The organism is Pseudomonas sp. CH61, from assembly GCF_059429415.1.
The window spans coordinates 3175538-3198109 of the sequence record NZ_CM182098.1; the positions used below are offsets into that span (position 1 = coordinate 3175538).

A 22572-nucleotide genomic window follows, 5' to 3' on the forward strand; every position below is an offset into this window, starting at 1 on the left:
GGGCTGCGATTTCTTTTGAACCTCACGCCCGCAACAACATATACCCCGCCACTACCAGACAGACACTGGCAAACCCCACCTGCAACGCCCGCGCCGGCACCCGCGCGCAGAGCTTGCGGCCGATGATCATGCCGACAATGCTGGCGACGATGAACGCTGCGCCCTGCCCGTCTATCCGCACACCGGCGTGAAACGAGCCGATCACCCCGATTGCCGAAATCAGACTGATCACCATCAGCGACGTGGCGACAATCCCGCGCATCTGCACGTCGGTCAGTTGCTTGAACGCCGGCACGATCAAAAAGCCGCCACCGACGCCGAGCAAACCGGACACCACGCCGGTAATTGCGCCCAGCGCCGCCAATGTAGCGGTGCATTTGGCGGTCCAGTCGAAGCGCCCGGTGTCTTCATTGAGCATGCAATTCTTCTGGCCCCAACTGGCGTGACCATGATCACTCGGCCCCTCCTGCTGGCGCTCGCGGCGCAGCATGCGCCAGGCCACCATGACCATCAGCAGACTGAACAGGACCATCAGGATTTTCTCCGACAACTGATGCGCGAAGTAAATGCCCAACGGCGAAAACACCGCGCCCAACGCGGCAATCAACAACGCCGCGCGATAGCGCACCAGACCATGACGCAAACCGTCGATAGCGCCGACCGCCGCCGCACTGCCGACCGCAAACAACGCCACCGGCGCTGCCTGGGTCATCGTCCAGCCCAACCCGAGCACCAGCGCCGGCACCGCAAGAATGCCGCCGCCGGCCCCGGTCAAGCCGAGGACCAACCCCATCACCACGCCAAACAGACTTGCCAGCAACATAGGGTTTTCTCAGTCAACCTTGGACAGACCAGTCAGCCACTCACGGCCCTTGAGCATGCCGTTCCAGTAGAACCATGGCAGCAGCGAGGCCTTGAGAAACCACGCCGAACGCCGCGCCACAGTCGGGTCCAGAGGAAAGGTCGGCAGCAACTTACCGGCATAACCGAACTCGGCGAGAATCACCTTGCCCTTCTCCACCGTCAGCGGACAGGAACCGTAGCCGTCGTACTTCAGCGGCAGTGGTTGTTGCTTGCGCGCGGCCAGCAGGTTTTCCGCCACCACCACGACTTGCTTGCGCACCGCTGCGGCGGTTTTCGCGTTGCTGGTGCCGCAGATATCACCGAGTGCAAACACCTCGGGATAGCGCGGATGTTGCAGGCTGTGCGGATTGACTTCGCACCAGCCGGCCGCATCGGCCAATGCGCTTTGCGCGATGAAATCCGGCGAAACCTGCGGCGGCACGACGTGGAGCAGATCGAAGCTTTTCGCCTCGCGGGTGACATTGCCGTCAGCGTCCTTGATCTCGAACCACGCGGTTTTCGCCGGGCCGTCGACCTTTATCAGGTTCGAGTTGAACGCCAGTTGTGCGTTGTATTTTTCGATGTATTTCATCAACGGCGGCACAAACGTCGCCACGCCGAACAGCGCGGCGCCGGCCAGATTGAATTCGACATGGATGTTGTTCAGCGACCCGTTTTTGAGCCAGTGATCGCAAGACAGATACAGCGCCTTTTGTGGTGCGCCGGCACATTTGATCGGCATCGCCGGCTGGGTGAACAGCGCCTTGCCGCCGCGCAGTTTCTGCACCTGATCCCAAGTGTATTGCGCGTGCTGATAGCTGTAGTTGGAAGTGACACCGTGCTGGCCGAGGCTGTCCTGCAAGCCTTCGATTTTTTCCCAGGCCAGACGCAAGCCGGGGCAGACAATCAGGTTTTGATAGCTGACCGTGCGTTGATCGTTGAGGGTGAGTTGGCGTTTGTCCGGGTCGATTGCAGTGACCGCCGCTTGCAGCCAGTTTGCTTGCTTTGGCATGACCTTGTTCATCGGCCGGGCGGTGTCTTTGACGTCGTAGGCACCACCGCCGACCAGCGTCCACGCCGGTTGGTAGTAATGCTGGGCGCTGGGTTCGATGACCGTGATGTTAAGGCTCGGGTCACGCTTGAGCAGGCTGGCGACAAAGCCGATACCGGCCGTACCGCCGCCAATGACCACGATGTCTGCACTGATGGATGGGCCCCAGTGTTGATCGTTCATTGCTTGTTCCTTTTGCTGCACGCAAGGATTGTTCTAGCCAACACATCAATCTCAATGTGGGAGCGAGCCTGCTCGCGAAGGCGGCGTGTCAGTCGATGCAATTATTGCCTGACCTAGCGCTTTCGCGAGCAGGCTCGCTCCCACATTGAACCGTGTCATGGCTGGCATTTATTGATGGCCCAGACTTTTCAGCACGGCCCCGCAATACAATCCGGAGAGGGTCTTCATCACCTGAATCACTTCCGGACTGGCGAGCCCATAAAAAATGTACTTGCCTTCACGACGGGTCGCGACCAGCCCTTCATCACGCAGGATGCCCAGTTGCTGGGACAGCGTCGGCTGGCGTACGCCGGTCATCTTTTCCAGTTCGCCGACGTTGCGCTCACCCTGAGTCAATTGACAGAGGATCAGCAGGCGATCCTCATTGGCCATGGCCTTGAGCAGCGCACAGGCCTTGGAGGCCGAGGCGCGCAGTTGGGCGACTTCACATTCGGTCAGACTGGATTGCATTTGCACGATGCCTTCAAGGTCACTTAAGCTGCGAACATTATGTTTTTAGATAAAGTGTTGCAACCCATTTTCCTTGTTCAGGTTGGTGTCCATGCCCGCGCAGATTGAATCGTTCCTCGACCCCGCCTCTTCGACCTACAGCTATGTGGTCTATGAAACCGATGGCGGGCAATGCGCGATCGTCGATCCGGTGCTTGATTACGACGGCGCCGCCGGGCGCACCTGCACCGCGCAGGCCGACAAGATCATCGCCTTCGTTCGCGCCCACAACCTGCAAGTGCAGTGGTTGCTGGAAACCCACGCCCATGCCGATCACCTGTCCGCCGCGCCGTATCTGCGCCGGGAGCTGGGCGGGAAAATCGCCATCGGTGAATCGATCAGCAAAGTGCAGAACGTGTTCAAGGCGCTGTTCAATCTCGAGCCGGAGTTCCGCGTCGATGGCTCGCAGTTCGATCACCTGTTTGCGCCGAACGAATCGTTCCGCATCGGTAACCTCAAGGCCACGGCCCTGCATGTGCCCGGGCATACGCCGGCGGACATGGCTTATCTGATCGATGGCGAGCAGATCATGGTGGGCGATACGCTGTTCATGCCGGATGTCGGCACCGCGCGCTGCGATTTCCCCGGCGGTAACGCCCATCAGCTGTTTGCCTCGATCCACAAACTGTTGGCCTTCCCCGCCAGCGTGAAACTCTACGTTTGCCACGATTACCCGCCCGAGGGCCGCGAGTCGCAGTTCCAGACCACCGTCGGCGAGCAGCGCAAAAGCAATATCCATGTGCATGACGGGATTGATGAGGCAGCGTTCGTCGAGATGCGCACAAAACGTGACGCCGGGCTGGGTATGCCGACGCTGCTGCTGCCGGCGATTCAGGTGAATGTGCGGGCGGGGAACTTGCCACCGGCGGAGGAAAACGGTGTGGTTTACCTGAAGATTCCGCTCAATTCCCTATAGGAAAAAACCGCTCGGGGCGTCGCCGGATTATTTTTCCTACGAACGCTGTCGAGGGTGATGAACTGGTGAAAATCCTGTAAGCGAGCAGACTCCATTGGGCAAACATTCAATGGAGTTTTCGCAATATGGATATTCGTCGTAATCACCGTGACATGACCGCGCAACAGAAATCCGCATTCATCGATGCCATCCTGAGATTGAAGAACAATGTCGACAGCGTACTGCGCCCGGGAGAGCAAAGCCGCTACGATGATTTTGTCCAGATCCACAAAAATTCGATGGGCCGGGGCAATCCGCTGACGCCCAACCCACATCGAAGCCCGCTGTTCTATCCGTGGCACCGGATTCTGATCCGCCAGTTCGAACTGGCCCTGCAATCCGCCGCCAATGACAGGACCATCACCCTGCCTTACTGGAACTGGCAACTGACTGGCGCCGACAACCCCTTCACCTCGGACTTCATGGGCCCCAACGGTGACAACCTGCAAGACCAGCGCGTCACCGGTGGGCCGTTTTCCAGAGAGCAATCGCGGTTCGAAGTGAGAGTCTGGGACGAGGGCATCGGCAACACCGGGATTCGTCGAGATCTCGGGACAAACGGCGCACTGCCCACCGCAGAGACCGTCATATCGAAGCTCAACAGGACGCCATACTGGATGGAAGCAAGCGGCTGGGAAAACACCTCGGAAACCGAACTGCACAATCCGGTACATGCCTGGATAGGCGGCAGCATGGCGCAAGCCTCCTCACCCAATGACCCGATCTTCTTCCTGCACCACTGCTACCTCGACTTGTTGTGGGAGCGCTGGAAACATCAGCATTCTGGCACTCCTGGCTTAACCAATGAGGCCGGCTCGGCGGACATGGAAGAAACCGTGCTGATTTTCCACCCGGCCAATGAACTGGCGCCCTGGCCGCAAACCTTTACCGTCCAGCAAGCCCTCTTCACCGCAGAGCTCGATTACCGCTATGACTACATCTGACCCTCAACTGCCCAGCGTCAAACCGTTAGCGGGTAACGGCAGCGCGGTCTTGTAGCGCACCTGCTTGAGTGCAAAGCTTGACCGGATGTTCGCCACACCCGGCACTTTGGTCAGGAAGTCCATCATGAAGCGCTCGAGCGACTGAATGGTCGGCACCAGGACCCGGATGAGGTAATCCGGGTCTCCGGCCATGAGGTAGCACTCCATCACCTCCGGGCGATCGGAAATGGCTTCCTCGAAATGCTGCAGCGCTTCCTCGACCTGCTTTTCCAGGCTGACGTGGATGAACACGTTCACGTGCAGCCCCAGCAGGTCGGCATCCAGCAGTGTGACCTGCTCGCGAATCAGGCCTAATTCTTCCATCGCCTTGACCCGGTTGAAGCACGGCGTCGGCGACAGGTTTACCGAGCGTGCAAGGTCGGCGTTGGTGATGCGCGCATTCTCCTGAAGGCTGTTGAGAATGCCGATGTCGGTACGGTCCAGTTTGCGCATGAGACAAAACCACCTATTTTTTATGTTTATGCAGAATTTCTATCTGCAAATCGCCTCCAGCGCAACGAAACAGAGATAAATATTCTTCTTGCCCGGGCCTATGATTGTTGTAGGACAAGATTTCTTCTACCGAAGAATGACTGCCAGCTCACTACAAGAAATTCACAAGATCGAGCGTAGAAGCCATGACCCAAGCGTATGAACCGCTGCGTCTGCACGTCCCTGAACCCTCGGGCCGTCCAGGCTGCAAAACCGATTTTTCCTACCTGCATCTGACCGATGCCGGTACGGTGCGCAAACCTCCCGTCGATGTAGAACCTGCCGACACCGCCGACCTGGCGCGTGGGCTGATTCGTGTGCTCGACGATCAGGGCAACGCCCTCGGCCCATGGGCTGAGAACGTGCCGGTCGGGATCCTGCGTAAAGGCATGCGCGCCATGCTCAAGACGCGCATCTACGACAACCGCATGGTGGTCGCCCAGCGTCAGAAAAAAATGTCGTTCTATATGCAGAGCCTCGGCGAAGAAGCCATCGGCAGTGCTCAGGCGCTGGCCTTGAACATCGACGACATGTGCTTTCCGACATACCGCCAGCAAAGCATTCTGATGGCGCGCGAAGTGCCACTGGTCGACCTGATCTGCCAACTGCTGTCCAACGAGCGCGATCCGCTCAAGGGCCGGCAGTTGCCGATCATGTACTCGGTCAAGGAAGCGGGTTTCTTCACCATCTCCGGCAACCTCGCCACCCAGTTCATTCAGGCGGTCGGCTGGGGCATGGCCTCGGCGATCAAGGGCGACACCAAAATCGCCTCGGCGTGGATCGGTGACGGCGCCACCGCCGAATCAGACTTCCACACCGCCCTCACCTTCGCCCACGTTTATCGTGCGCCAGTGATCCTCAACGTGGTGAATAACCAATGGGCGATTTCGACCTTCCAGGCCATCGCCGGTGGTGAAGCCACCACCTTCGCCGGACGCGGCGTCGGTTGCGGCATCGCCTCGCTGCGCGTTGATGGCAACGACTTCTACGCTGTGTATGCGGCATCTGCCTGGGCCGCCGAACGCGCCCGCCGCAACCTCGGCCCGACCATGATCGAATGGGTCACCTACCGCGCCGGCCCGCACTCGACCTCCGACGATCCGTCAAAATATCGCCCGGCCGATGACTGGAGCCACTTCCCGCTCGGCGACCCGATCGCCCGCCTCAAGCAGCACTTGATCAAGGTCGGCCACTGGTCGGACGAAGAGCACGCCGCTGTCAGCGCCGAGCTCGAAGCCGAAGTGATTGCCGCACAAAAACAGGCCGAACAGTACGGCACCCTCGCCGGCGGTCAGATTCCTAGCGCCGCAACCATGTTCGAAGACGTCTACAAAGAGATGCCGGAGCACTTGAAGCGCCAGCGTCAGCAGTTGGGGATCTGACATGAACGATCACAACAACAATATTCAGTTGGAAACCGCCATGACCACGACCACCATGACCATGATCCAGGCCCTGCGCTCGGCCATGGATGTGATGCTTGAGCGTGACGACAATGTGGTGGTGTTCGGTCAGGACGTCGGCTACTTCGGCGGCGTGTTCCGTTGCACCGAAGGCCTGCAAACCAAGTACGGCACCTCGCGGGTATTCGACGCACCGATCTCCGAGAGCGGCATCGTCGGTGTGGCCGTCGGCATGGGCGCCTACGGTTTGCGTCCGGTCGCCGAGATTCAGTTCGCCGACTACGTCTACCCCGCCTCCGACCAGATCATTTCCGAAGCGGCACGCCTGCGTTATCGCTCGGCCGGCGAGTTCACCGCGCCAATGACTCTGCGCATGCCTTGTGGCGGCGGCATCTATGGCGGTCAGACCCACAGCCAGAGTATCGAGGCGATGTTCACTCAGGTCTGCGGCTTGCGCACCGTGATGCCGTCCAACCCGTATGACGCCAAAGGCCTGCTGATCGCCTCCATCGAAAACGATGACCCGGTGATCTTTCTTGAGCCGAAACGCCTGTACAACGGCCCGTTCGACGGCCACCACGACCGCCCGGTAACGCCATGGTCGAAACACCCGCAAGCGCAGGTTCCGGACGGCTACTACACCGTGCCGCTGGACGTCGCCGCGATCACCCGTCCGGGCAAGGACGTGACCGTGCTGACTTACGGCACCACCGTTTACGTGTCGCAAGTCGCTGCCGAAGAATCCGGCGTGGATGCCGAAGTCATCGACCTGCGCAGCCTGTGGCCGCTGGACCTGGAAACCATCGTCAAATCGGTGAAGAAAACCGGCCGTTGCGTGGTGGTTCACGAGGCCACCCGCACCTGCGGTTTCGGCGCCGAACTGGTGTCGCTGGTGCAAGAGCATTGCTTCCATCACCTGGAAGCGCCGATCGAACGCGTCACCGGTTGGGACACCCCCTACCCGCACGCGCAGGAGTGGGCGTATTTCCCAGGGCCGTCCCGAGTGGGCGCGGCGTTGAAACGGGTCATGGAGGTCTGAATGGGCACGCACGTTATCAAGATGCCGGACATCGGCGAAGGCATCGCAGAAGTAGAACTGTCGCAGTGGCACGTCAAGGTTGGCGATCTGGTCGTTGAAGATCAGGTGCTGGCGGACGTGATGACCGACAAGGCGATGGTCGATATTCCCTCGCCAGTGCATGGCAAGGTGATTGCCCTCGGCGGTCAGCCGGGTGAAGTGATGGCGGTTGGCAGTGTGCTGATCAGCATCGAGGTTGAAGGTGCCGGTAACTTGAAAGAGTCCGCCGCACCCGCGCCCGTTAAAGAGGCGCCGGTCGTAGCGAAAGTTGAAGCGGTTGTCGAGAGCAAACCTGCTCCAGCCGTCCCGCGCCCTGCTGCGGTTTGCCAAGGCCCGATGGTTGCGCGCGAAGCAGACGAACGCCCGCTCGCCTCGCCGGCCGTGCGCAAACATGCACTGGATCTGGGGATTCAATTACGTCTGGTGCGCGGTTCCGGCCCGGCCGGTCGTGTGCTGCACGAAGACCTTGAAGCCTATCTGGCGCAAGGTCAGTCGAACGCTTCGGCACCAGTCGCCGCCGCTTACGCCCAGCGTAACGAAGAAGAACAGATTCAAGTGATCGGCATGCGCCGCAAGATCGCCCAGCGCATGCAGGACGCCACTCAGCGTGCCGCACACTTCAGTTATGTCGAAGAAATCGACGTTACCGCGATTGAAGAACTGCGTGCGCATCTCAATGAAAAACATGGCGCCAGTCGTGGCAAGTTGACCTTGCTGCCGTTCCTTGTCCGCGCGCTGGTCGTCGCCCTGCGCGACTTCCCGCAGATGAACGCGCGTTACGATGACGAAGCCCAGGTCATCACTCGCCTCGGCGCTGTACATGTCGGCGTCGCCACGCAAAGCGATGTTGGCCTGATGGTGCCGGTGGTGCGTCATGCCGAAGCCCGCAGCCTGTGGGACAGCGCCACAGAAATCTCGCGTTTGGCCAACGCCGCACGGAATGGCAAGGCCAGCCGCGATGAGCTGTCCGGCTCGACCATCACCCTGACCAGCCTCGGTGCATTGGGCGGTATTGTCAGCACGCCAGTGTTGAACTTGCCGGAAGTGGCGATCGTCGGCGTCAACAAAATCGTCGAACGGCCAATGGTCGTCAAAGGCCAGGTGGTGATCCGCAAGATGATGAACCTCTCCAGCTCCTTCGATCACCGCGTGGTCGACGGCATGGACGCGGCGCTCTTCATCCAGGCCATTCGTGGCCTGATCGAACAACCTGCCACTTTGTTTGTGGAGTAAGGCGCGCATGCAATCTCTGAACACGACGCTGCTGATTATCGGCGGCGGCCCCGGCGGTTATGTAACGGCAATCCGCGCCGGGCAATTGGGCATACCGACGATTCTGGTCGAAGGCCAAGCGCTGGGCGGTACGTGCCTGAACATCGGCTGCATTCCTTCGAAAGCGCTGATTCATGTGGCTGAGCAGTTTCACCAGACCCAGCATCACAACCAGCATTCAGAACTGGGCATCAGCGTCGCGGCGCCGACCCTCGACATCACTAAAAGCGTCGAGTGGAAGGACGGCATCGTTGATCGTCTGACCACCGGCGTCGCAGCCCTGCTGAAGAAGAACAAGGTTCAGGTCATCAATGGCTGGGCCAAAGTCATCGACGGCAAAACCGTTGACGTTGGCGACACACGCATCCAGTGCGAGCACTTGGTGCTGGCCACCGGTTCGACCAGCGTCAATCTGCCGATCCTGCCGATTGGCGGACCGATCATCTCCTCCACCGAAGCGCTGGCACCGAAATCCGTGCCGAAACGTCTGGTGGTGGTGGGCGGTGGTTACATCGGTCTGGAACTGGGCATCGCTTATCGCAAGCTCGGCGCCGACGTCAGTGTGGTCGAGGCGCAGGACCGCATCCTGCCGGCGTATGACGCTGAACTGACGCAACCGGTACATGACGCGTTGAAGCAACTGGGCGTTAAGTTGTATCTGAAACACAGCGTGCTGGGTTTCGACGGCACCTTGCAGGTGCGCGACCCTGAGGGCGAAACCCTGAACCTGGAAACCGATCAGGTGCTGGTCGCCGTCGGTCGCAAACCGAACACTCAGGGCTGGAACCTTGAAGCACTGAATCTGGACATGAACGGCTCGGCGATCAAGATCGACAGCCGCTGCCAGACCAGCATGCGCAACGTCTACGCCATCGGCGATTTGAGCGGCGAACCGATGCTCGCCCACCGGGCGATGGCCCAAGGCGAGATGGTTGCCGAGTTGATCAGCGGCAAGACCCGTGAATTCAGCCCGACCGCTATCGCCGCGGTGTGCTTCACCGATCCGGAACTGGTGGTGGTCGGCAAGACGCCGGACGAGGCCAAGGCTGCGGGGCTGGACTGCATCGTTTCGAGTTTCCCGTTCGCCGCCAATGGCCGGGCGATGACGCTGGAGTCGAAAAGCGGCTTCGTGCGGGTGGTCGCTCGCCGGGATAACCATGTGATTGTTGGCTGGCAGGCTGTGGGCGTCGGGGTTTCCGAATTGTCGACGGCGTTTGCGCAAAGCCTGGAAATGGGCGCGCGGCTGGAGGACATCGGCGGCACCATCCATGCGCATCCGACCTTGGGTGAAGCGGTGCAGGAAGCGGCGTTGCGTGCCCTTGGCCATGCACTCCACCTGTGAGTGAGGGTGGCAATGATGGCCCCATCGCGAGCAGGCTCACTCCTACATTTTGGAATGCATTCCTTTGTAGGAGTGAGCCTGCTCGCGAATTCTTGAGGGCAACACGAACTATCTGTCTGTCATCCGATAGTCCGGGCTGCGAAACCGCTCAAGAATGAAGTATTGTTGTGCCCATCCAAAAAACGTCAGAAGCCTTGAACCGTTTCGGCGGTTGTTCAGTGATAGAGGGTGTCATGGGTAACGAAAGCATCAATTGGGACAAGCTGGGTTTTGACTACATCAAGACCGACAAACGCTATCTGTCGTACTTTCGCGATGGCGAGTGGGACAAAGGCACCCTGACCGAAGATAACGTGCTGCACATCAGCGAAGGCTCGACTGCCCTTCACTATGGCCAGCAGTGCTTCGAAGGCATGAAGGCCTATCGTTGCAAGGACGGCTCGATCAACCTGTTCCGCCCGGACCAGAACGCTCTGCGTATGCAACGCAGCTGCGCGCGTCTGCTGATGCCGACGGTCGACACCGAGCAGTTCATCGAAGCCTGTAAAGCAGTGGTTCGCGCCAACGAGCGCTTCATTCCGCCATACGGCACCGGCGGCGCGCTGTACCTGCGTCCGTTCGTGATCGGCGTGGGTGACAACATCGGCGTGCGCACTGCACCCGAGTTCATCTTCTCGATCTTCTGCATTCCGGTCGGCGCCTACTTCAAGGGCGGCCTGACCCCGCACAACTTCCAGATCTCCAGCTACGACCGCGCTGCCCCACAAGGCACCGGCGCAGCCAAGGTCGGTGGCAACTACGCGGCCAGCCTGATGCCGGGCTCGAAAGCCAAGAAAGCCAACTTCGCCGACGCGATCTACCTGGACCCGATGACCCACACCAAAATCGAAGAAGTCGGCTCGGCCAACTTCTTCGGGATCACCCACGACAACAAGTTCATCACCCCGAACTCGCCGTCCGTTCTGCCAGGCATCACCCGCCTGTCGCTGATCGAACTGGCAAAATCGCGTCTGGGCCTGGAAGTGGTTGAAGGCGACGTGCTGATCGACAAACTGTCGGACTTCAAGGAAGCCGGCGCTTGCGGTACGGCTGCGGTGATCACCCCGATCGGTGGCATCAGCTACAACGACCATCTGCATGTGTTCCACAGCGAGACCGAAGTGGGTCCTGTGACCCAGAAGCTCTACAAAGAGTTGACTGGCGTGCAGACCGGCGACATCGAAGCGCCAGCGGGTTGGATCGTCAAGGTTTGATCTGACGGGTGTTGATGTAGAAAAGCCCTCCACCGAGTGATTGGTGGGGGGCTTTTTTTATGGCGTTTGGCGCAGTATTTGTGGCGTGCTTGAGATTCTTTCCCCCTCACCCCAACCCTCTCCCCCAGGGGGGCGAGGGGGAAAGGGGGCCGATCTTTGTGGTATTCAAAATGTGAGTTCGACTTGATCGTTCAGGTCGATGGATCAAGTCCAAACACCTCGGTCAGTCCCCTCTCCCTCCGGGAGAGGGTTAGGGTGAGGGGCTTTTCAGCGTTATCCGTTTACCAAGTCGCTCAGCAATCCCACTCGCCTGCCCATTCTGCTGCTTACCCATCCGCGCCTGCGTAATCAACCCGGGAATCAACTCCCCTTCCGGCAGATTCTTCCAGAACCGCGCCGGCAAATGCCCCTGCATGACCTTCTCGTTCAACCGCGCTGGATTAAAGATGTGGCTGTAATAGGTCAGCCACAGATCCCCATGAGGATCGTCGACATTCTGCGCCAACTGCTGCCATTCCTGCGGGCATTGCCGCTGATGGATCAATTGCTCGCCATCGTAATAAACCCCATCACGCGGCGTGGCGATCAACCAGCGGTGGCGGCCCATGCGCCCGATGAAATGCTCACTGGCGCTGTGCAGAATGTCGTGGGCCGGCTCATGCCACGCCACATATTGCGGACCCGCGCTGGATAACGGGCGTTCGATGAAACGCACAAACGCATGCAGGTGATGGGCTTCGCGATTGACTTGTTTGATCCGTCGCTGCAGTTCGCTACCGAGTTTGTCCCCGGCCATCATCGCGGTACGGTCGCCGTGGCTGACGCGCCACAGCACTTCATACAGCAAACTCCAGCGTTGATCACCGCGATAGCGCGAGGCTTGCTCCAGCGTGTCGAGCAACGCTCGCGGAATGCGCGCCTGGAACGGCCCCTGCCCTTCAGGCACCGGCTCATCACTGGCAAACAGATCACCCACACCTTCCGACGCCCAGCTCACCAGACTCGGGTCGACTTCATGGCTCAGCAGCCAACGCGCCTGCTGGCGCCACGTGTCGAACAGATCATCGCAATCAAGATTGATCATCCCCACAGCCCCATCTGCTGCGGCATCGGCCGGTCGCGCAGTTGCTGATAGAGCAAATGGCTGGTGACCTCGGCCTGCTGCGGGTGATAGTCGCTGGTGATGATGAACGGCTTGGCCTTGGCCAGCACACAGCGCATGCGCGCGACATCTTCGTAGCGGATTCGCCGCTGTCGGCGCAGCTCGACCAGACGCTCGGTGGTGCGCAGGCCGATACCGGGAATACGCGCAATCAACGACGCTTCAGCGCGGTTCAGATCGAGCGGGAACACTTCACGATTCTGCAAAGCCCAAGCGAGTTTCGGGTCGATGTCCAACGCCAGATTGCCCGGGCCCTTGAGCAATTCATCGGCGCTGTAACCGTAGCTGCGCAGGAGAAAATCGGCCTGATACAAACGGTGTTCACGCATCAGCGGCGGCGCGGCCAATGGCACGCTTTTCGGGCTGTCGGGAATCGGGCTGAAGGCCGAATAGTAGACCCGGCGCAGTCGGAAGTTGCCGTACAAGGCCTGGGCACTGTGGAGGATGGTGCTGTCGTCGGTGTCGTCGGCGCCGACAATCAATTGCGTGCTCTGGCCGGCGGGGGCGAACTTCGCCGAGCGCGGTTCGTTCAAAACCGTCTGCACGCCGGTGTAGATGGTGTTCATCGCCTGTTTGATCGAAGCGATGTCCTTCTCCGGGGCTAGCACTTGCAGGCTGGCATCGGTCGGCAATTCGATGTTGACGCTCAGGCGATCGGCGTAGCGCCCTGCTTCTTCGATCAATGCCGGATCGGCTTCGGGAATGGTCTTGAGATGGATGTAGCCGCGAAACTCATGCTCTTCGCGCAGCAGCTTCGCCACCCGCACCAGTTGCTCCATGGTGTAGTCCGCCGAGCGGATGATCCCCGAACTGAGAAACAACCCGCTGACGCAGTTACGCCGGTAGAAATCCATGGTCAGCGCGACGACTTCCTCGGGAGTGAAGCGTGCACGCGGAACATCGCTGGAGCGCCGATTGACGCAGTACTGGCAATCGTAAAGGCAGAAATTGGTCAGCAGAATCTTCAACAACGATACGCAACGCCCGTCCGGCGTGTAGCTGTGACAGATGCCCATGCCATCGGTCGACCCCAGCCCGCTCTTGCCCTCGGAACTGCGCTTGGGCGCGCCGCTGCTCGCGCAGGAGGCGTCGTACTTGGCGGCGTCGGCGAGGATGCTCAGCTTGTCGATGATTTGCATGGCGCGGGCTCTGTACTGTTTGCATATACAGTATAGAGTCGGCAGCGGTGATACAAGGAGGCAGATGCGCCCCTCGTCGGTCAGAAGCTGAAAATCAAAAGATCGCAGCCTTCGGCAGCTCCTACGGGAATCGCGTACACCCGATAAATCTCGATCCTACCCAATCCATGTAGGAGCTGCCGAAGGCTGCGATCTTTTGATCTGCCCGTCTACCGGCCACTCAACGCCAAACCGCGCACCGATCTCCTTGCGCCCCACCGCCGTCACCGCCAGCGCGCGACTGTCCAGATCCTGCGTCACCCACTTGCGCTTCAACGCCGTTTGCAACAACGCCGCGCCCAGCGAGCCCCCGAGATGCGGCCGGCGCATGCTCCAGTCCAGGCACGGGCAGGCAAACTTGCGACGCAGGGTCGTCAAGTCCTGCACTTCAATGCCCAGCCCAAGAAACAACGCCTCGCCCGTCTCACTCAAGCGATACGCCTGCTCGTCGGTTGCCACCAGCCAACCGCCTGCGAGCAAACGGTCATGCAGCATCACCGCGAGCGTCCCGGCCATGTGGTCGTAGCAAGTGCGGGCGAATTGCAGACGATCCGGCGTATGCGCCTTGAACGTCGGCGTGGCGTTCTGGCCAATCACCATCAACGCCTCCAGCGCTTGCGCCACGCGCTGATCGGCGAGGCTGTAATAGCGATGGCGGCCCTGCACATGCAGGCGCACCAGGGCCAGGTCCTTGAGTTTCGCCAAGTGCACACTGGCGGTCGAGGCGCTGACTTCGGCGATCGTCGCCAGCTCCGTGCTGGTGCGGGCGTGGCCGTCCATCAGCGAACAGAGGATTTTTGTCCGCGCCGGTTCGGCGATGGCGGCGGCCACTTGGGAAACGCCAATGTCTTGATGTTCTGCGTGCATAGTTCGCTCCCGGACGAATCATCGTCGTTGCGCAGTGGAGATAGTAGCAACACTTTCCCCGCCGACAAGGATGCAAACCATGAACCCGATCAGCGCCGCAACGCATGCCGATCCTTATCCCTACTACGCCGAACTGCACGCAGCAGGTGGACTGACGTTTCATCCGGATCTGAATCTATGGGTCGCCAGCAGCGCCCGCGCGGTGTGTGCGGTGTTGGCCCACGCCGACTGCCGGGTGCGTCCGGCGCAGGAGCCAGTGCCCAAAGCAATTGCAAATGGCATGGCCGGCAAGGTCTTCGGTCACCTGATGCGCATGAATGACGGTGAACGCCAGCGGTGTCCGCGTTCTGCGATTGAGCCTGAGCTGGCAGCGCTGGACCTTGAGACGATCAATGCTTTGGTCGCCGCACGGCTGATCACAGCGGACGCCGACGGTGTATACAAGGCAATGTTTCGTGGCCCGGTGTGCGTGGTCGCGGCGCTGCTGGGATTCACGCCGGCGCAGGCTCGGGCAGTCAGCGAGCTGACGGCGGACTTTGTCGCCTGCCTGTCGCCGTTGAGCAATGACCTGCAATTGGCCGCAGCGGACGCGGCGGCCGAACACCTGCGCGGCTACTTCATCGAGCTGCTCGCCGAACCCGCCAGCGACTTCCTCAGCGCGATCCAACAGCGCTTTGCCGGCGATGAAGACACCCTGATCGCCAACCTGATCGGCCTCTGTTCGCAGACGTTCGAAGCCTGCGCCGGGCTGATCGGCAATACCCTGTTGGCGTTACGTCGTCAGCCGGAATTGCGCGGCGAATCCATCGATGCCCTGCTCAGCGAAGTCCAGCGCTTCGACCCGCCCGTGCAGAACACCCGGCGCTTCGTCGCCGCGTCCTGCGAGATTGCCGGTGTGCGTGTCGAGGCGGGCGATGTGATTCTGGTGCTGCTGGCTTCGGCCAATCGTGATCCGGCGCTCAACGAACAGCCCGAGCAGTTTCTGCCGCAGCGCGCCGACCGCCGCAGTTTCAGTTTTGGCAGTGGTCGGCATCAGTGTCCTGGGCAAGCGTTGGCGATGAGTATTGCCGGGGCTACGGTGCGGGAAATACTCGCAAAGGGCATCGATCTGAATTGCCTGAACTGGCACTACAGGCCTTCGCTCAATGGGCGCATTCCAGTGTTCAGCGACGTGGGCGCCTGAAAGTCCGCCTTCGCGAGCAGGCTCGCTCCCACAGGGTTATGGGGTGTACACACTGTTGTGATCAACTCGAACAATGTGGGAGCGAGCCTGCTCGCGAAGAGGCCAGCCCAGTCACTGCAAAATATGGCTCAAGCCGCCCACTGCAAAATCAACCAGCTGTTAGCGCCACTGATCACCACAAACAACCCCCACGCCAACACCCGGGTTGGCCAGCGATTCACAAACGGCCCCATCAGCTTTTTATCATTGGTCATGCGGATCAATGGATACAAGGCAAACGGCAACTGCAGACTCAACACCACCTGACTCAACACCAGCAACTTGCCGATCGCGTTATCGCCCATCAGCCACACGCCGATAAACGCCGGAATCAACGCCAGTCCGCGAGTAATCAAGCGTCGCTGCCAGCACGGAATCCGCAGGTTCAGATAACCCTCCATGATCACTTGGCCCGCGATGGTGCCGGTGAAGGTCGAACTCTGCCCCGACGCTAGCAGCGCCACGCCGAACAAAACACTGGCCAGCGCGCCGCCGACCAGCGGATCGAGCAAGTGGTAGGCGTCCTGAATGTCCACCACATCGGTGTGCCCGGACTGGTGAAACGCTGCTGCCGCGAGAATCAGAATCGCCGCGTTGACCAGCAACGCCAGCGCCAGCGAACCAATGGTGTCGATACGCGCCAGTTTCACCGCGTCCTGCTTGCTCGCCAGGTCCTTGCCGATCATCCGTGTCTGCACGATCGAGGTGTGCAGATAGAGGTTATGCGGCATCACCGTCGCGCCGAGAATACCGATCGCCAGGTACAACGGTGCGGCCTCGCCAATCGCCGCCAGCGACGGTTTGAAACCTTGGGCGACATCCGGCCAGTAGGGTTTGATCAACAGCAGTTCAACGAAGAAACACACGCCAATGGTCGCGACCAATACCAGCATGATCGCTTCCAGCCTGCGGAAACCACGGTTTTGCAGGGCCAGCACCAGCAAGGTGTCGAACGCCGTCAGGGCAATGCCGAAAGTCAGCGAACAGCCGAGCAACAAGTGAAAGGCCAGCGCACAACCAAGCACTTCGGCCAGATCGGTGGCGATGATCGAGATTTCCGCCAGCACCCACTGCAGCCGTGCAGTCGGTGTGCTGTAGCGCTCGCGGGACAATTGCGCCAGATCGCGCCCGGTGGCGATGCCCAATCGCGAACACAGGCATTGCACAACCATGCCCGCCAGACTCGCCAGCAACACCACAAACAACAGGCTGTAGCCAAAGCGTGAACCGGCCTCGATGGCGGTGGCCCAGTTGCCCGGATCCATGTAGCCAATCGACACAAGCAACCCGGGGCCGGCGAAGCGCAGCACTCGTTTGAAGAAAGCGGCATTGGGATCAACCGCAACACTGCCAGCCACTTCCGGCGGGCAAAACGGCGCGGTGGCGATTTTGGGCAAACTGAATTTCACGCACACATCCAGAAACAAGTCGAAAGACGCAGCTTAGAGGTTTCAGCCGGAGCCTTGAAGTGCAAAAGAATCTATCGACTCACCCCTAACAACTGTTCGCGCAACTCCGGACTGCGCGTGCGCGGATCGAGCCAGATATCGAAAAACGCGCGGGCAAACAGCGGGTCATCGATCTCATGCTGCAACTGCTGACCGACAAAAAACCGCGCGCCCTGCCCCGGCAGATACACCCCGGTAATCCGCGTGCCGGCCTGCACATCGACAAACGATTGCTGCATCTGGATTTGCCACCCGGCCAATTGCGCCGGGCTGACGCGGCCATCGGCCAGGCGTTTGATTTCGTCGACGCTGGCCTTGACCAGGTCATCGCGAGAAATGTTGCGGCGGTAGATCAACTCCAGCGCAAACGGCTGACCGTCGACCAGGGGCCGCGCGGCACTCCAGAGGCGCGCGTTGTAGACATCGAAACCGAACACGCTGTAATCGCCGGTACCGATGATCTGCGCGCCGGGCACCGCGTCCTGCCAATTGGCCCAGGTTGGCGTCAACAACAGCGCCCACAAGCCGATGCCGCAGCATCCGCGCAACACCTTGGGTGTTCTGTTCATCGCGGCATCGACTCCGGCAAGCCCTGATAGTCAAAGCATAGCCGGGTATCGCCGTCGGCACTTTGTATACAAAAACCGCACACATAGGCAGCAATCGCCGATCGACAATGCTAACGTGGCGAACCTTCAACGGATGGAGACTCCTGCGTGCTGATCCTCAAACTGCTGCTGATTCCCGGTTTTCTGCTGCTGATTTCCCTGGCGGGCAAACGCTGGGGGCCGAGCGTGGCCGGGTGGCTGTCGGGGTTGCCAGTGGTGGTTGGGCCGATTCTGTTTTTCCTCGCCATCGAGCAGGGTCCGGCATTCGCCGCGCAGTCGGCGGTGGCGGCGTTATCGGCGATGTTCGCGATGATTGCGTTCTGCATCACCTACGCGCAGGTCGCGCAACGGGCGAACTGGCCGCTGGCGTTGGCGGCGTCGCTGTCGGTGTGGGCCGTCATCGCAGGGGTATTGTCGCTGATTCCGGCGTCGCTGCCGTTTTCCGTGGTGGCGGCGGCAATTGCGCTGCTGGCATCGCCGTATCTGTTTCCCACGGTGCAACCGGTGTTGAACGGCCCGGCGCCGAAGTCGGACAGATTGATCTGGCGGATGATCGCCGGCGCCGCGTTGACCCTGGTGGTGACGATGCTCGCCAGCACCGTCGGCGAGCGCTGGAGCGGTTTGCTCGCGGTGTTCCCGGTACTCGGCAGCGTGATGGCGGTGTTCTCGCAACAGACGCGCGGCCCGGCGTTTACCGCCGCACTGTTACGGGCGACGGCGACCGGCATGTATTCGTTTTCGGCGTTTTGTCTGGTCTCGGCGCTGACCTTGCCAAGCATGGGCCTGAGCGGATTCGCCGTCGGTGTGGCGGTGTCGGTGGCCATGCTCGGCGTGACCAAACGGCTGTTGGCCCGTCCGTTGGCGAAAGCGCAGGCGCAGTGACCGGTCAGACGATTCGCGCTGGAACGCCCGCCCTCCTCCGTGGGATGATCGCCCGCCTCGCGCGACCATCCACCGGAGATTCACATGTCATTGTTGAGCAAAAAAACCGTCGTCCTGCTGGTGGCGGCCCTCGCCGGTTTCGGCGCCCTCCACGCGCAAGCGGCCAAGAAAAATGCCGGCACCGAGAAAGTCTCGATGCTCGAGGGCAAGTTCACTTTTGTGCTGCCAAAAGGTTTCGTCGCCGACCCGCTGCCGACCAGCCCGAGCGGGACCACGGGCACGATGTACACCAACGAGGCCACAAAAACCGTGGTCATTACCGCTGAGAACAAGATTCCCGAAGGCCAGCACGTCAAGGACAACGACGGCCAGTTCCTCGACGGCAGCGTGGCGAGTTTCATTGAAGACCAGCGCAAAGCGCTGCCGGACTTCAACAAACTCAGTGAAAAGAGCCTGACCCAAAAAGGCACCGGCCTTGGCCTGCGTCAGGTCGACAGCACCGCGACCCAGGGCGGTGGCCAGACCCTCAACACCACGCTGATGGCCGGCTCCGGCACGAAAATGGCGCTGGTGCAGGTGATCTCCCGCGCCAGCGACAAGAAAGGTCACGATGCGCTGGTGAAAACCATCCTCAAGGATTGAGCTGCTGCAGCCAGCCATTCAAGTCGCGCAGCTCGGCCGCACTGATACTGTGGCCGACGCCGGGATAGGCGTGGAACTGCGGTTGGTAACCGAGTTTCTGTAGTTGCGTGTTGGCCTCGGTGCCGTTTTTGTACGGCACAGGATCATCGGCGGTACCGTGGCCGATGAAGATGCTCAGCGGCAGTGGCTGCTGTACGGCCTTGAGTTCAGCCTTCAACACCGGCAATAAACGCCCGCTCAACGCGGCAATCCCGCCGACCGCCACTGGCGGCCGCAGCCCCACTTCGTAGGTCATCATCGCGCCCTGGCTGAAGCCGATCAGGTACACCTTGTCCGGAGTGGTGTGATATTTCTGCGCCGCTTGCGCGATAAAGTCGCGCAGTTTCTGGCCACTGACCTTCAGATCATCGGTCTCGCCGTTGTAGGCGCCTTCACCCTTCTTGCGAAACCACTGGAAACGTCCTTCACCGAGCGACAACGGTGCCTGCACCGACAGGTAGTTGTATTGCGCCGGCAGCTGAAATTTCATGCCGATCAGATCGGCCTCGTTACTGCCGTAGCCGTGCAGGAAAATCACCAGCGGTCGCGCCTCGGCGTCGGCGTGAACCTGCTCGATGTACTTGAGCGGCAGATCGGATTGCAGCGTGGTTTGCGCCTGCACGGCAGTGGACGCCAGCAGGGTCAACAGAGCAAAGACCTTCAACATAGAGCCTTCCTTCACGGAGAGTCGGGTTCGGGGGGAGCCTAACATCCTCGGCCAAGGATCCAAATTCGGTGGTGTTGCTGATGCCGCCATCGCGAGCAGGCTCACTCCTACATTTGGAATGCGTTCCCCTGTAGGAGTGAGCCTGCTCGCGATGAGGCCATTAGCCCCAACGGAGATCCTGTCAGTCGTTGGTCAATTTACCCGTCCGAAACGCCACTCGCCCCGCCACTTTCGCCTGCCAGATCCCCGGCTCGGTATAACGCCCGCGATCAAGCGCAAACAACACGCCACTGGTGCCCGCGCGCACGGTGGTCACGCGATCCTGCAACGGATCCACCACTTCAAACAGCGCATCACCCTTCTCCACCCACTCGCCAGCGTTGCGCAGAAAACTCACTACACCATGGTGCGGCGCGAACAGGTATTCGGTGCCCTCGAACGGCAAACCTTCGCAGCACTCGCCCGGCGCCGCCGGCCACTCGCCGCTGATGAAACCCTGCTCGGCAAGAAAGCCGAGAATCGCCTCACAATTGGCCTGCGCCTGATCGACCCGGGTATCGCCCATGCTGCCCAGCTCCAGCGTGGTCGCCAGATTCGCCGCTGGAATCGCGGCATTCGGGAACGCCCGCGCCAGACGCAACCACGGCGTCGAGCAGGATTCATCAAACGAGCTACCACCGGAATCTTCACACAACAGCGCCACGCCAGCCTTCAAACGTGCCGCCAGCGATTGCCATTGCGGCCAGTGCTGCGGCAGCGCGTACAAGTGAATCGCCGCGTCGAAATCACAATGCAGATCGAGGGTGATGTCGGCATCGCAGGCATGGCGCAGCAACAAACGATGCAACGCTTCCAGTTGCGAGGCTGGGGCCGGCAGCTCATCGAACACCTTGCCCATGGTTTGGCGGATCAGCGCAACATTGGCCTCGGCATCCGCACCCAGACGCTCACCGATCAACGCCGCGACCGGGGCACTGAGTTCGACGAAAGCGCGGTTGAAATTCTTGCCGCTGCCCAGTTCGAAGCGGCCCATGTGCGCGCCTTGCACGTGTTGATCGAGGCCGATCGGGTTGGCCACCGGCACCAGCTCGATCACGCCCTGCAAACGGCCCTGCTGTTCGAGTTCATTGAGACGCTGCTTGAGCTCCCACGCAGTGCGCATGCCCGGCAGCTCATCGGCGTGCAGGCTGGCCTGGATGTACACCTTGCGGGTGCCCGCGCCGTAGCGAAACACGCTGAGCGAGCGCTCACTGCCCAAGTGGCTCCAGGGCAGAACATGGTCGATGCGTTGCATGGAAAATCTCCTCAATTTCCGGATCACACTGATCCCCTGTGGGAGCGAGCCTGCTCGCGATAGCGGTGGGTCAGCCAACACATTCATTGAATGACACACCGCTATCGCGAGCAGGCTCACTCCTACAAGGGTCTCACCACAATTAGAGCGCAAAAAAAGTGGCCACCGCGCAAACGGGGCCACTTTTTTCTACGGCGTATTAATGGCCGTACACATCAAAGTCGAAGTACTTGTCCTGGACTTTCTTGTACTCGCCATTGGCGCGGATTTCGCTGATGGCTTTGTTGAATTGCTCGGCCAGCGCGGTATCGCCCTTGCGCACCGCAATGCCGGCGCCGCCGCCAAAGTACTTGGCGTCTTCGTAGGTCGGGCCAACGAATTCAAAACCTTTGCCGGCGTCGGTTTTCAGGAAACCGTCACTCAGGTTGACCGAGTCGGCCAGCATCGCGTCGATACGCCCGGAAACCATGTCGAGGTTGGCTTCCTGTTGCGAGCCGTAACGCACCAGGTCGATCCCGGCCGGCACCAGCACTTCGGTGGCGTAACGGTCGTGGGTGCTGGCACGCAGCACGCCGACTTTCTTGCCCTTGAGCTCGGTCAGCGGGTCTTTGACACCGGAGCCTTCCTTCATCACGAAGCGCGCCGGGGTGTGGTAGTACTTGATGGTGAAATCGACGTTCTTTTTGCGGTCATCAGTAATGGTCATCGACGACAGGATCGCGTCGATCTTCTTCACTTTCAGCGCCGGGATCAGGCCATCGAATTCCTGCTCGACCCAGGTACATTTGACTTTCATCTGCGCGCACAGCGCATCGCCGATATCAACGTCGAAACCGGTGAGTTTGCCGTCAGGGGTTTTCATCGAGAATGGCGGGTAACCGGCTTCGATACCGATGCGGATCGGCTTGGCGTCTTCGGCCACAGCGGTCAGGGACAACATCGACAGTGCCAGGGCACCGAACATCACTAGCTTCTTCATTTATAACTCCTGTGTGCGGAGGCTTTTATTGGCAGCTTTCGATTCAGCGTTCGGTCATGGCCAATTGGCTACAAACACCGAAGTGGCCGGCAGTCTATGGCGGCGCGCACAGGGTAAATTGTGTTTAAGCGACAAATACTTATGAAAGATCGGCGCACCGATTGACCGGGATCAACGGGT

Annotated in this window: 22 protein-coding genes; 10 read left to right on the plus strand and 12 right to left on the minus strand. The window is 60.3% G+C overall.

All coding sequences use genetic code 11. From position 1 onward, the window contains the following. Positions 1–22: 22 nt before the first annotated feature. The 3 genes from AC5SEM_RS14095 to AC5SEM_RS14105 all read right to left on the minus strand — a co-directional run bounded on the left by AC5SEM_RS14095 (position 23) and on the right by AC5SEM_RS14105 (position 2587). Positions 23–823 (minus strand): sulfite exporter TauE/SafE family protein, encoded by an 801-nt coding sequence (locus AC5SEM_RS14095; protein WP_160040859.1) that lies wholly within the window; start codon positions 821–823, stop codon positions 23–25. Positions 824–832: 9 nt separating this feature from the next. Then, positions 833–2077 carry an NAD(P)/FAD-dependent oxidoreductase gene (locus AC5SEM_RS14100; protein WP_495473367.1) on the minus strand — a complete coding sequence of 415 codons (1245 nt, stop codon included), beginning with the start codon at positions 2075–2077 and terminating at the stop codon, positions 833–835. Between the two features lie 168 nt (positions 2078–2245). Further along, positions 2246–2587: an ArsR/SmtB family transcription factor gene (locus tag AC5SEM_RS14105; RefSeq protein ID WP_007915092.1), complete on the minus strand. Its 342-nt coding sequence runs from the start codon at positions 2585–2587 to the stop codon at positions 2246–2248. A gap of 91 nt (positions 2588–2678) precedes the next feature. On the opposite strand from AC5SEM_RS14105, the gene AC5SEM_RS14110 reads away from it, so the two are divergent. Further along, positions 2679–3542 (plus strand): MBL fold metallo-hydrolase, encoded by an 864-nt coding sequence (locus AC5SEM_RS14110; protein WP_495473368.1) that lies wholly within the window; start codon positions 2679–2681, stop codon positions 3540–3542. Between the two features lie 125 nt (positions 3543–3667). Further along, on the plus strand, positions 3668–4525 hold the full coding sequence (locus tag AC5SEM_RS14115) for a tyrosinase family protein (protein ID WP_495473369.1): 858 nt from the start codon (positions 3668–3670) through the stop codon (positions 4523–4525). A gap of 3 nt (positions 4526–4528) precedes the next feature. On the opposite strand, the gene bkdR is transcribed toward AC5SEM_RS14115, so the two are convergent. Beyond that, positions 4529–5017, minus strand: a complete 489-nt coding sequence (gene bkdR, locus AC5SEM_RS14120; RefSeq protein WP_016985245.1) for a Bkd operon transcriptional regulator BkdR — start codon at positions 5015–5017, stop codon at positions 4529–4531. 185 nt (positions 5018–5202) lie between these two features. Here bkdR and AC5SEM_RS14125 point away from each other — a divergent pair, with 185 nt between their 5' ends. The 5 genes from AC5SEM_RS14125 (at position 5203) to AC5SEM_RS14145 (ending at position 11404) form a co-directional block, all read left to right on the plus strand. After that, the gene (locus AC5SEM_RS14125) at positions 5203–6438 is read left to right on the plus strand and encodes a 3-methyl-2-oxobutanoate dehydrogenase (2-methylpropanoyl-transferring) subunit alpha (protein WP_495473370.1); all 1236 of its coding nucleotides are present in this window, start codon (positions 5203–5205) and stop codon (positions 6436–6438) included. A gap of 1 nt (position 6439) precedes the next feature. Further along, a complete protein-coding gene (locus tag AC5SEM_RS14130) occupies positions 6440–7498 on the plus strand; it encodes an alpha-ketoacid dehydrogenase subunit beta (RefSeq protein WP_003224000.1) in 1059 nt (352 codons plus the stop codon). Continuing rightward, positions 7499–8770, plus strand: coding sequence for a dihydrolipoamide acetyltransferase family protein (locus tag AC5SEM_RS14135; RefSeq protein WP_495473371.1), 1272 nt, complete (start codon positions 7499–7501; stop codon positions 8768–8770). A 7-nt stretch (positions 8771–8777) separates the two neighbouring features. Next, the gene (gene lpdA / locus AC5SEM_RS14140) at positions 8778–10151 is read left to right on the plus strand and encodes a dihydrolipoyl dehydrogenase (RefSeq protein WP_495473372.1); all 1374 of its coding nucleotides are present in this window, start codon (positions 8778–8780) and stop codon (positions 10149–10151) included. A gap of 233 nt (positions 10152–10384) precedes the next feature. Further along, positions 10385–11404, plus strand: a complete 1020-nt coding sequence (locus AC5SEM_RS14145) for a branched-chain amino acid aminotransferase (protein ID WP_008086978.1) — start codon at positions 10385–10387, stop codon at positions 11402–11404. Positions 11405–11654: 250 nt separating this feature from the next. Here the strand turns inward: AC5SEM_RS14145 and AC5SEM_RS14150 are convergent, their stop codons facing one another. From AC5SEM_RS14150 to AC5SEM_RS14160, 3 genes are all read right to left on the minus strand, one after another. Further along, a complete protein-coding gene (locus AC5SEM_RS14150; RefSeq protein ID WP_495473373.1) occupies positions 11655–12488 on the minus strand; it encodes a TIGR03915 family putative DNA repair protein in 834 nt (277 codons plus the stop codon). Further along, positions 12485–13705 carry a putative DNA modification/repair radical SAM protein gene (locus AC5SEM_RS14155; protein WP_077573477.1) on the minus strand — a complete coding sequence of 407 codons (1221 nt, stop codon included), beginning with the start codon at positions 13703–13705 and terminating at the stop codon, positions 12485–12487. The genes AC5SEM_RS14150 and AC5SEM_RS14155 overlap by 4 nt, the downstream gene beginning before the upstream one ends. A gap of 156 nt (positions 13706–13861) precedes the next feature. Continuing rightward, positions 13862–14611: an ArsR/SmtB family transcription factor gene (locus tag AC5SEM_RS14160; protein WP_495473374.1), complete on the minus strand. Its 750-nt coding sequence runs from the start codon at positions 14609–14611 to the stop codon at positions 13862–13864. A gap of 79 nt (positions 14612–14690) precedes the next feature. Between AC5SEM_RS14160 and AC5SEM_RS14165 the strand changes: the two genes are divergently transcribed. Continuing rightward, positions 14691–15794, plus strand: a complete 1104-nt coding sequence (locus AC5SEM_RS14165; protein WP_495473375.1) for a cytochrome P450 — start codon at positions 14691–14693, stop codon at positions 15792–15794. A gap of 128 nt (positions 15795–15922) precedes the next feature. On the opposite strand, the gene AC5SEM_RS14170 is transcribed toward AC5SEM_RS14165, so the two are convergent. After that, positions 15923–17191, minus strand: a complete 1269-nt coding sequence (locus tag AC5SEM_RS14170) for an Nramp family divalent metal transporter (RefSeq protein WP_460929777.1) — start codon at positions 17189–17191, stop codon at positions 15923–15925. A gap of 122 nt (positions 17192–17313) precedes the next feature. After that, the gene (locus tag AC5SEM_RS14175) at positions 17314–17850 is read right to left on the minus strand and encodes a chalcone isomerase family protein (protein ID WP_077573483.1); all 537 of its coding nucleotides are present in this window, start codon (positions 17848–17850) and stop codon (positions 17314–17316) included. A 147-nt stretch (positions 17851–17997) separates the two neighbouring features. On the opposite strand from AC5SEM_RS14175, the gene AC5SEM_RS14180 reads away from it, so the two are divergent. Both AC5SEM_RS14180 and AC5SEM_RS14185 read left to right on the plus strand, forming a co-directional pair. Continuing rightward, positions 17998–18771, plus strand: coding sequence for a hypothetical protein (locus tag AC5SEM_RS14180; RefSeq protein WP_495473376.1), 774 nt, complete (start codon positions 17998–18000; stop codon positions 18769–18771). A gap of 84 nt (positions 18772–18855) precedes the next feature. Then, the gene (locus tag AC5SEM_RS14185) at positions 18856–19413 is read left to right on the plus strand and encodes a DcrB/PsbP domain-containing protein (RefSeq protein WP_123594250.1); all 558 of its coding nucleotides are present in this window, start codon (positions 18856–18858) and stop codon (positions 19411–19413) included. On the opposite strand, the gene AC5SEM_RS14190 is transcribed toward AC5SEM_RS14185, so the two are convergent. The 3 genes from AC5SEM_RS14190 to AC5SEM_RS14200 form a co-directional block, all read right to left on the minus strand. Beyond that, a complete protein-coding gene (locus AC5SEM_RS14190) occupies positions 19403–20119 on the minus strand; it encodes an alpha/beta hydrolase (RefSeq protein ID WP_495473377.1) in 717 nt (238 codons plus the stop codon). The genes AC5SEM_RS14185 and AC5SEM_RS14190 overlap by 11 nt on opposite strands. 181 nt (positions 20120–20300) lie before the next feature. Next, the gene (locus tag AC5SEM_RS14195) at positions 20301–21413 is read right to left on the minus strand and encodes a succinylglutamate desuccinylase/aspartoacylase family protein (protein ID WP_495473378.1); all 1113 of its coding nucleotides are present in this window, start codon (positions 21411–21413) and stop codon (positions 20301–20303) included. A 199-nt stretch (positions 21414–21612) separates the two neighbouring features. Further along, positions 21613–22392, minus strand: a complete 780-nt coding sequence (locus tag AC5SEM_RS14200; protein WP_095113627.1) for an ABC transporter substrate-binding protein — start codon at positions 22390–22392, stop codon at positions 21613–21615. Positions 22393–22572 lie beyond the last annotated feature (180 nt).

Bases quoted from the DNA above. Each gene is read 5' to 3' on its own strand.
- AC5SEM_RS14095 (WP_160040859.1), bottom strand. From the start codon at position 823: ATGTTGCTGGCAAGTCTGTTTGGCGTGGTGATGGGGTTGGTCCTCGGC.
- AC5SEM_RS14100 (WP_495473367.1), bottom strand. From the start codon at position 2,077: ATGAACGATCAACACTGGGGCCCATCCATCAGTGCAGACATCGTGGTC.
- AC5SEM_RS14105 (WP_007915092.1), bottom strand. From the start codon at position 2,587: ATGCAATCCAGTCTGACCGAATGTGAAGTCGCCCAACTGCGCGCCTCG.
- AC5SEM_RS14110 (WP_495473368.1), top strand. From the start codon at position 2,679: ATGCCCGCGCAGATTGAATCGTTCCTCGACCCCGCCTCTTCGACCTAC.
- AC5SEM_RS14115 (WP_495473369.1), top strand. From the start codon at position 3,668: ATGGATATTCGTCGTAATCACCGTGACATGACCGCGCAACAGAAATCC.
- bkdR (WP_016985245.1), bottom strand. From the start codon at position 5,017: ATGCGCAAACTGGACCGTACCGACATCGGCATTCTCAACAGCCTTCAG.
- AC5SEM_RS14125 (WP_495473370.1), top strand. From the start codon at position 5,203: ATGACCCAAGCGTATGAACCGCTGCGTCTGCACGTCCCTGAACCCTCG.
- AC5SEM_RS14130 (WP_003224000.1), top strand. From the start codon at position 6,440: ATGAACGATCACAACAACAATATTCAGTTGGAAACCGCCATGACCACG.
- AC5SEM_RS14135 (WP_495473371.1), top strand. From the start codon at position 7,499: ATGGGCACGCACGTTATCAAGATGCCGGACATCGGCGAAGGCATCGCA.
- lpdA (WP_495473372.1), top strand. From the start codon at position 8,778: ATGCAATCTCTGAACACGACGCTGCTGATTATCGGCGGCGGCCCCGGC.
- AC5SEM_RS14145 (WP_008086978.1), top strand. From the start codon at position 10,385: ATGGGTAACGAAAGCATCAATTGGGACAAGCTGGGTTTTGACTACATC.
- AC5SEM_RS14150 (WP_495473373.1), bottom strand. From the start codon at position 12,488: ATGATCAATCTTGATTGCGATGATCTGTTCGACACGTGGCGCCAGCAG.
- AC5SEM_RS14155 (WP_077573477.1), bottom strand. From the start codon at position 13,705: ATGCAAATCATCGACAAGCTGAGCATCCTCGCCGACGCCGCCAAGTAC.
- AC5SEM_RS14160 (WP_495473374.1), bottom strand. From the start codon at position 14,611: ATGCACGCAGAACATCAAGACATTGGCGTTTCCCAAGTGGCCGCCGCC.
- AC5SEM_RS14165 (WP_495473375.1), top strand. From the start codon at position 14,691: ATGAACCCGATCAGCGCCGCAACGCATGCCGATCCTTATCCCTACTAC.
- AC5SEM_RS14175 (WP_077573483.1), bottom strand. From the start codon at position 17,850: ATGAACAGAACACCCAAGGTGTTGCGCGGATGCTGCGGCATCGGCTTG.
- AC5SEM_RS14185 (WP_123594250.1), top strand. From the start codon at position 18,856: ATGTCATTGTTGAGCAAAAAAACCGTCGTCCTGCTGGTGGCGGCCCTC.
- AC5SEM_RS14190 (WP_495473377.1), bottom strand. From the start codon at position 20,119: ATGTTGAAGGTCTTTGCTCTGTTGACCCTGCTGGCGTCCACTGCCGTG.
- AC5SEM_RS14195 (WP_495473378.1), bottom strand. From the start codon at position 21,413: ATGCAACGCATCGACCATGTTCTGCCCTGGAGCCACTTGGGCAGTGAG.
- AC5SEM_RS14200 (WP_095113627.1), bottom strand. From the start codon at position 22,392: ATGAAGAAGCTAGTGATGTTCGGTGCCCTGGCACTGTCGATGTTGTCC.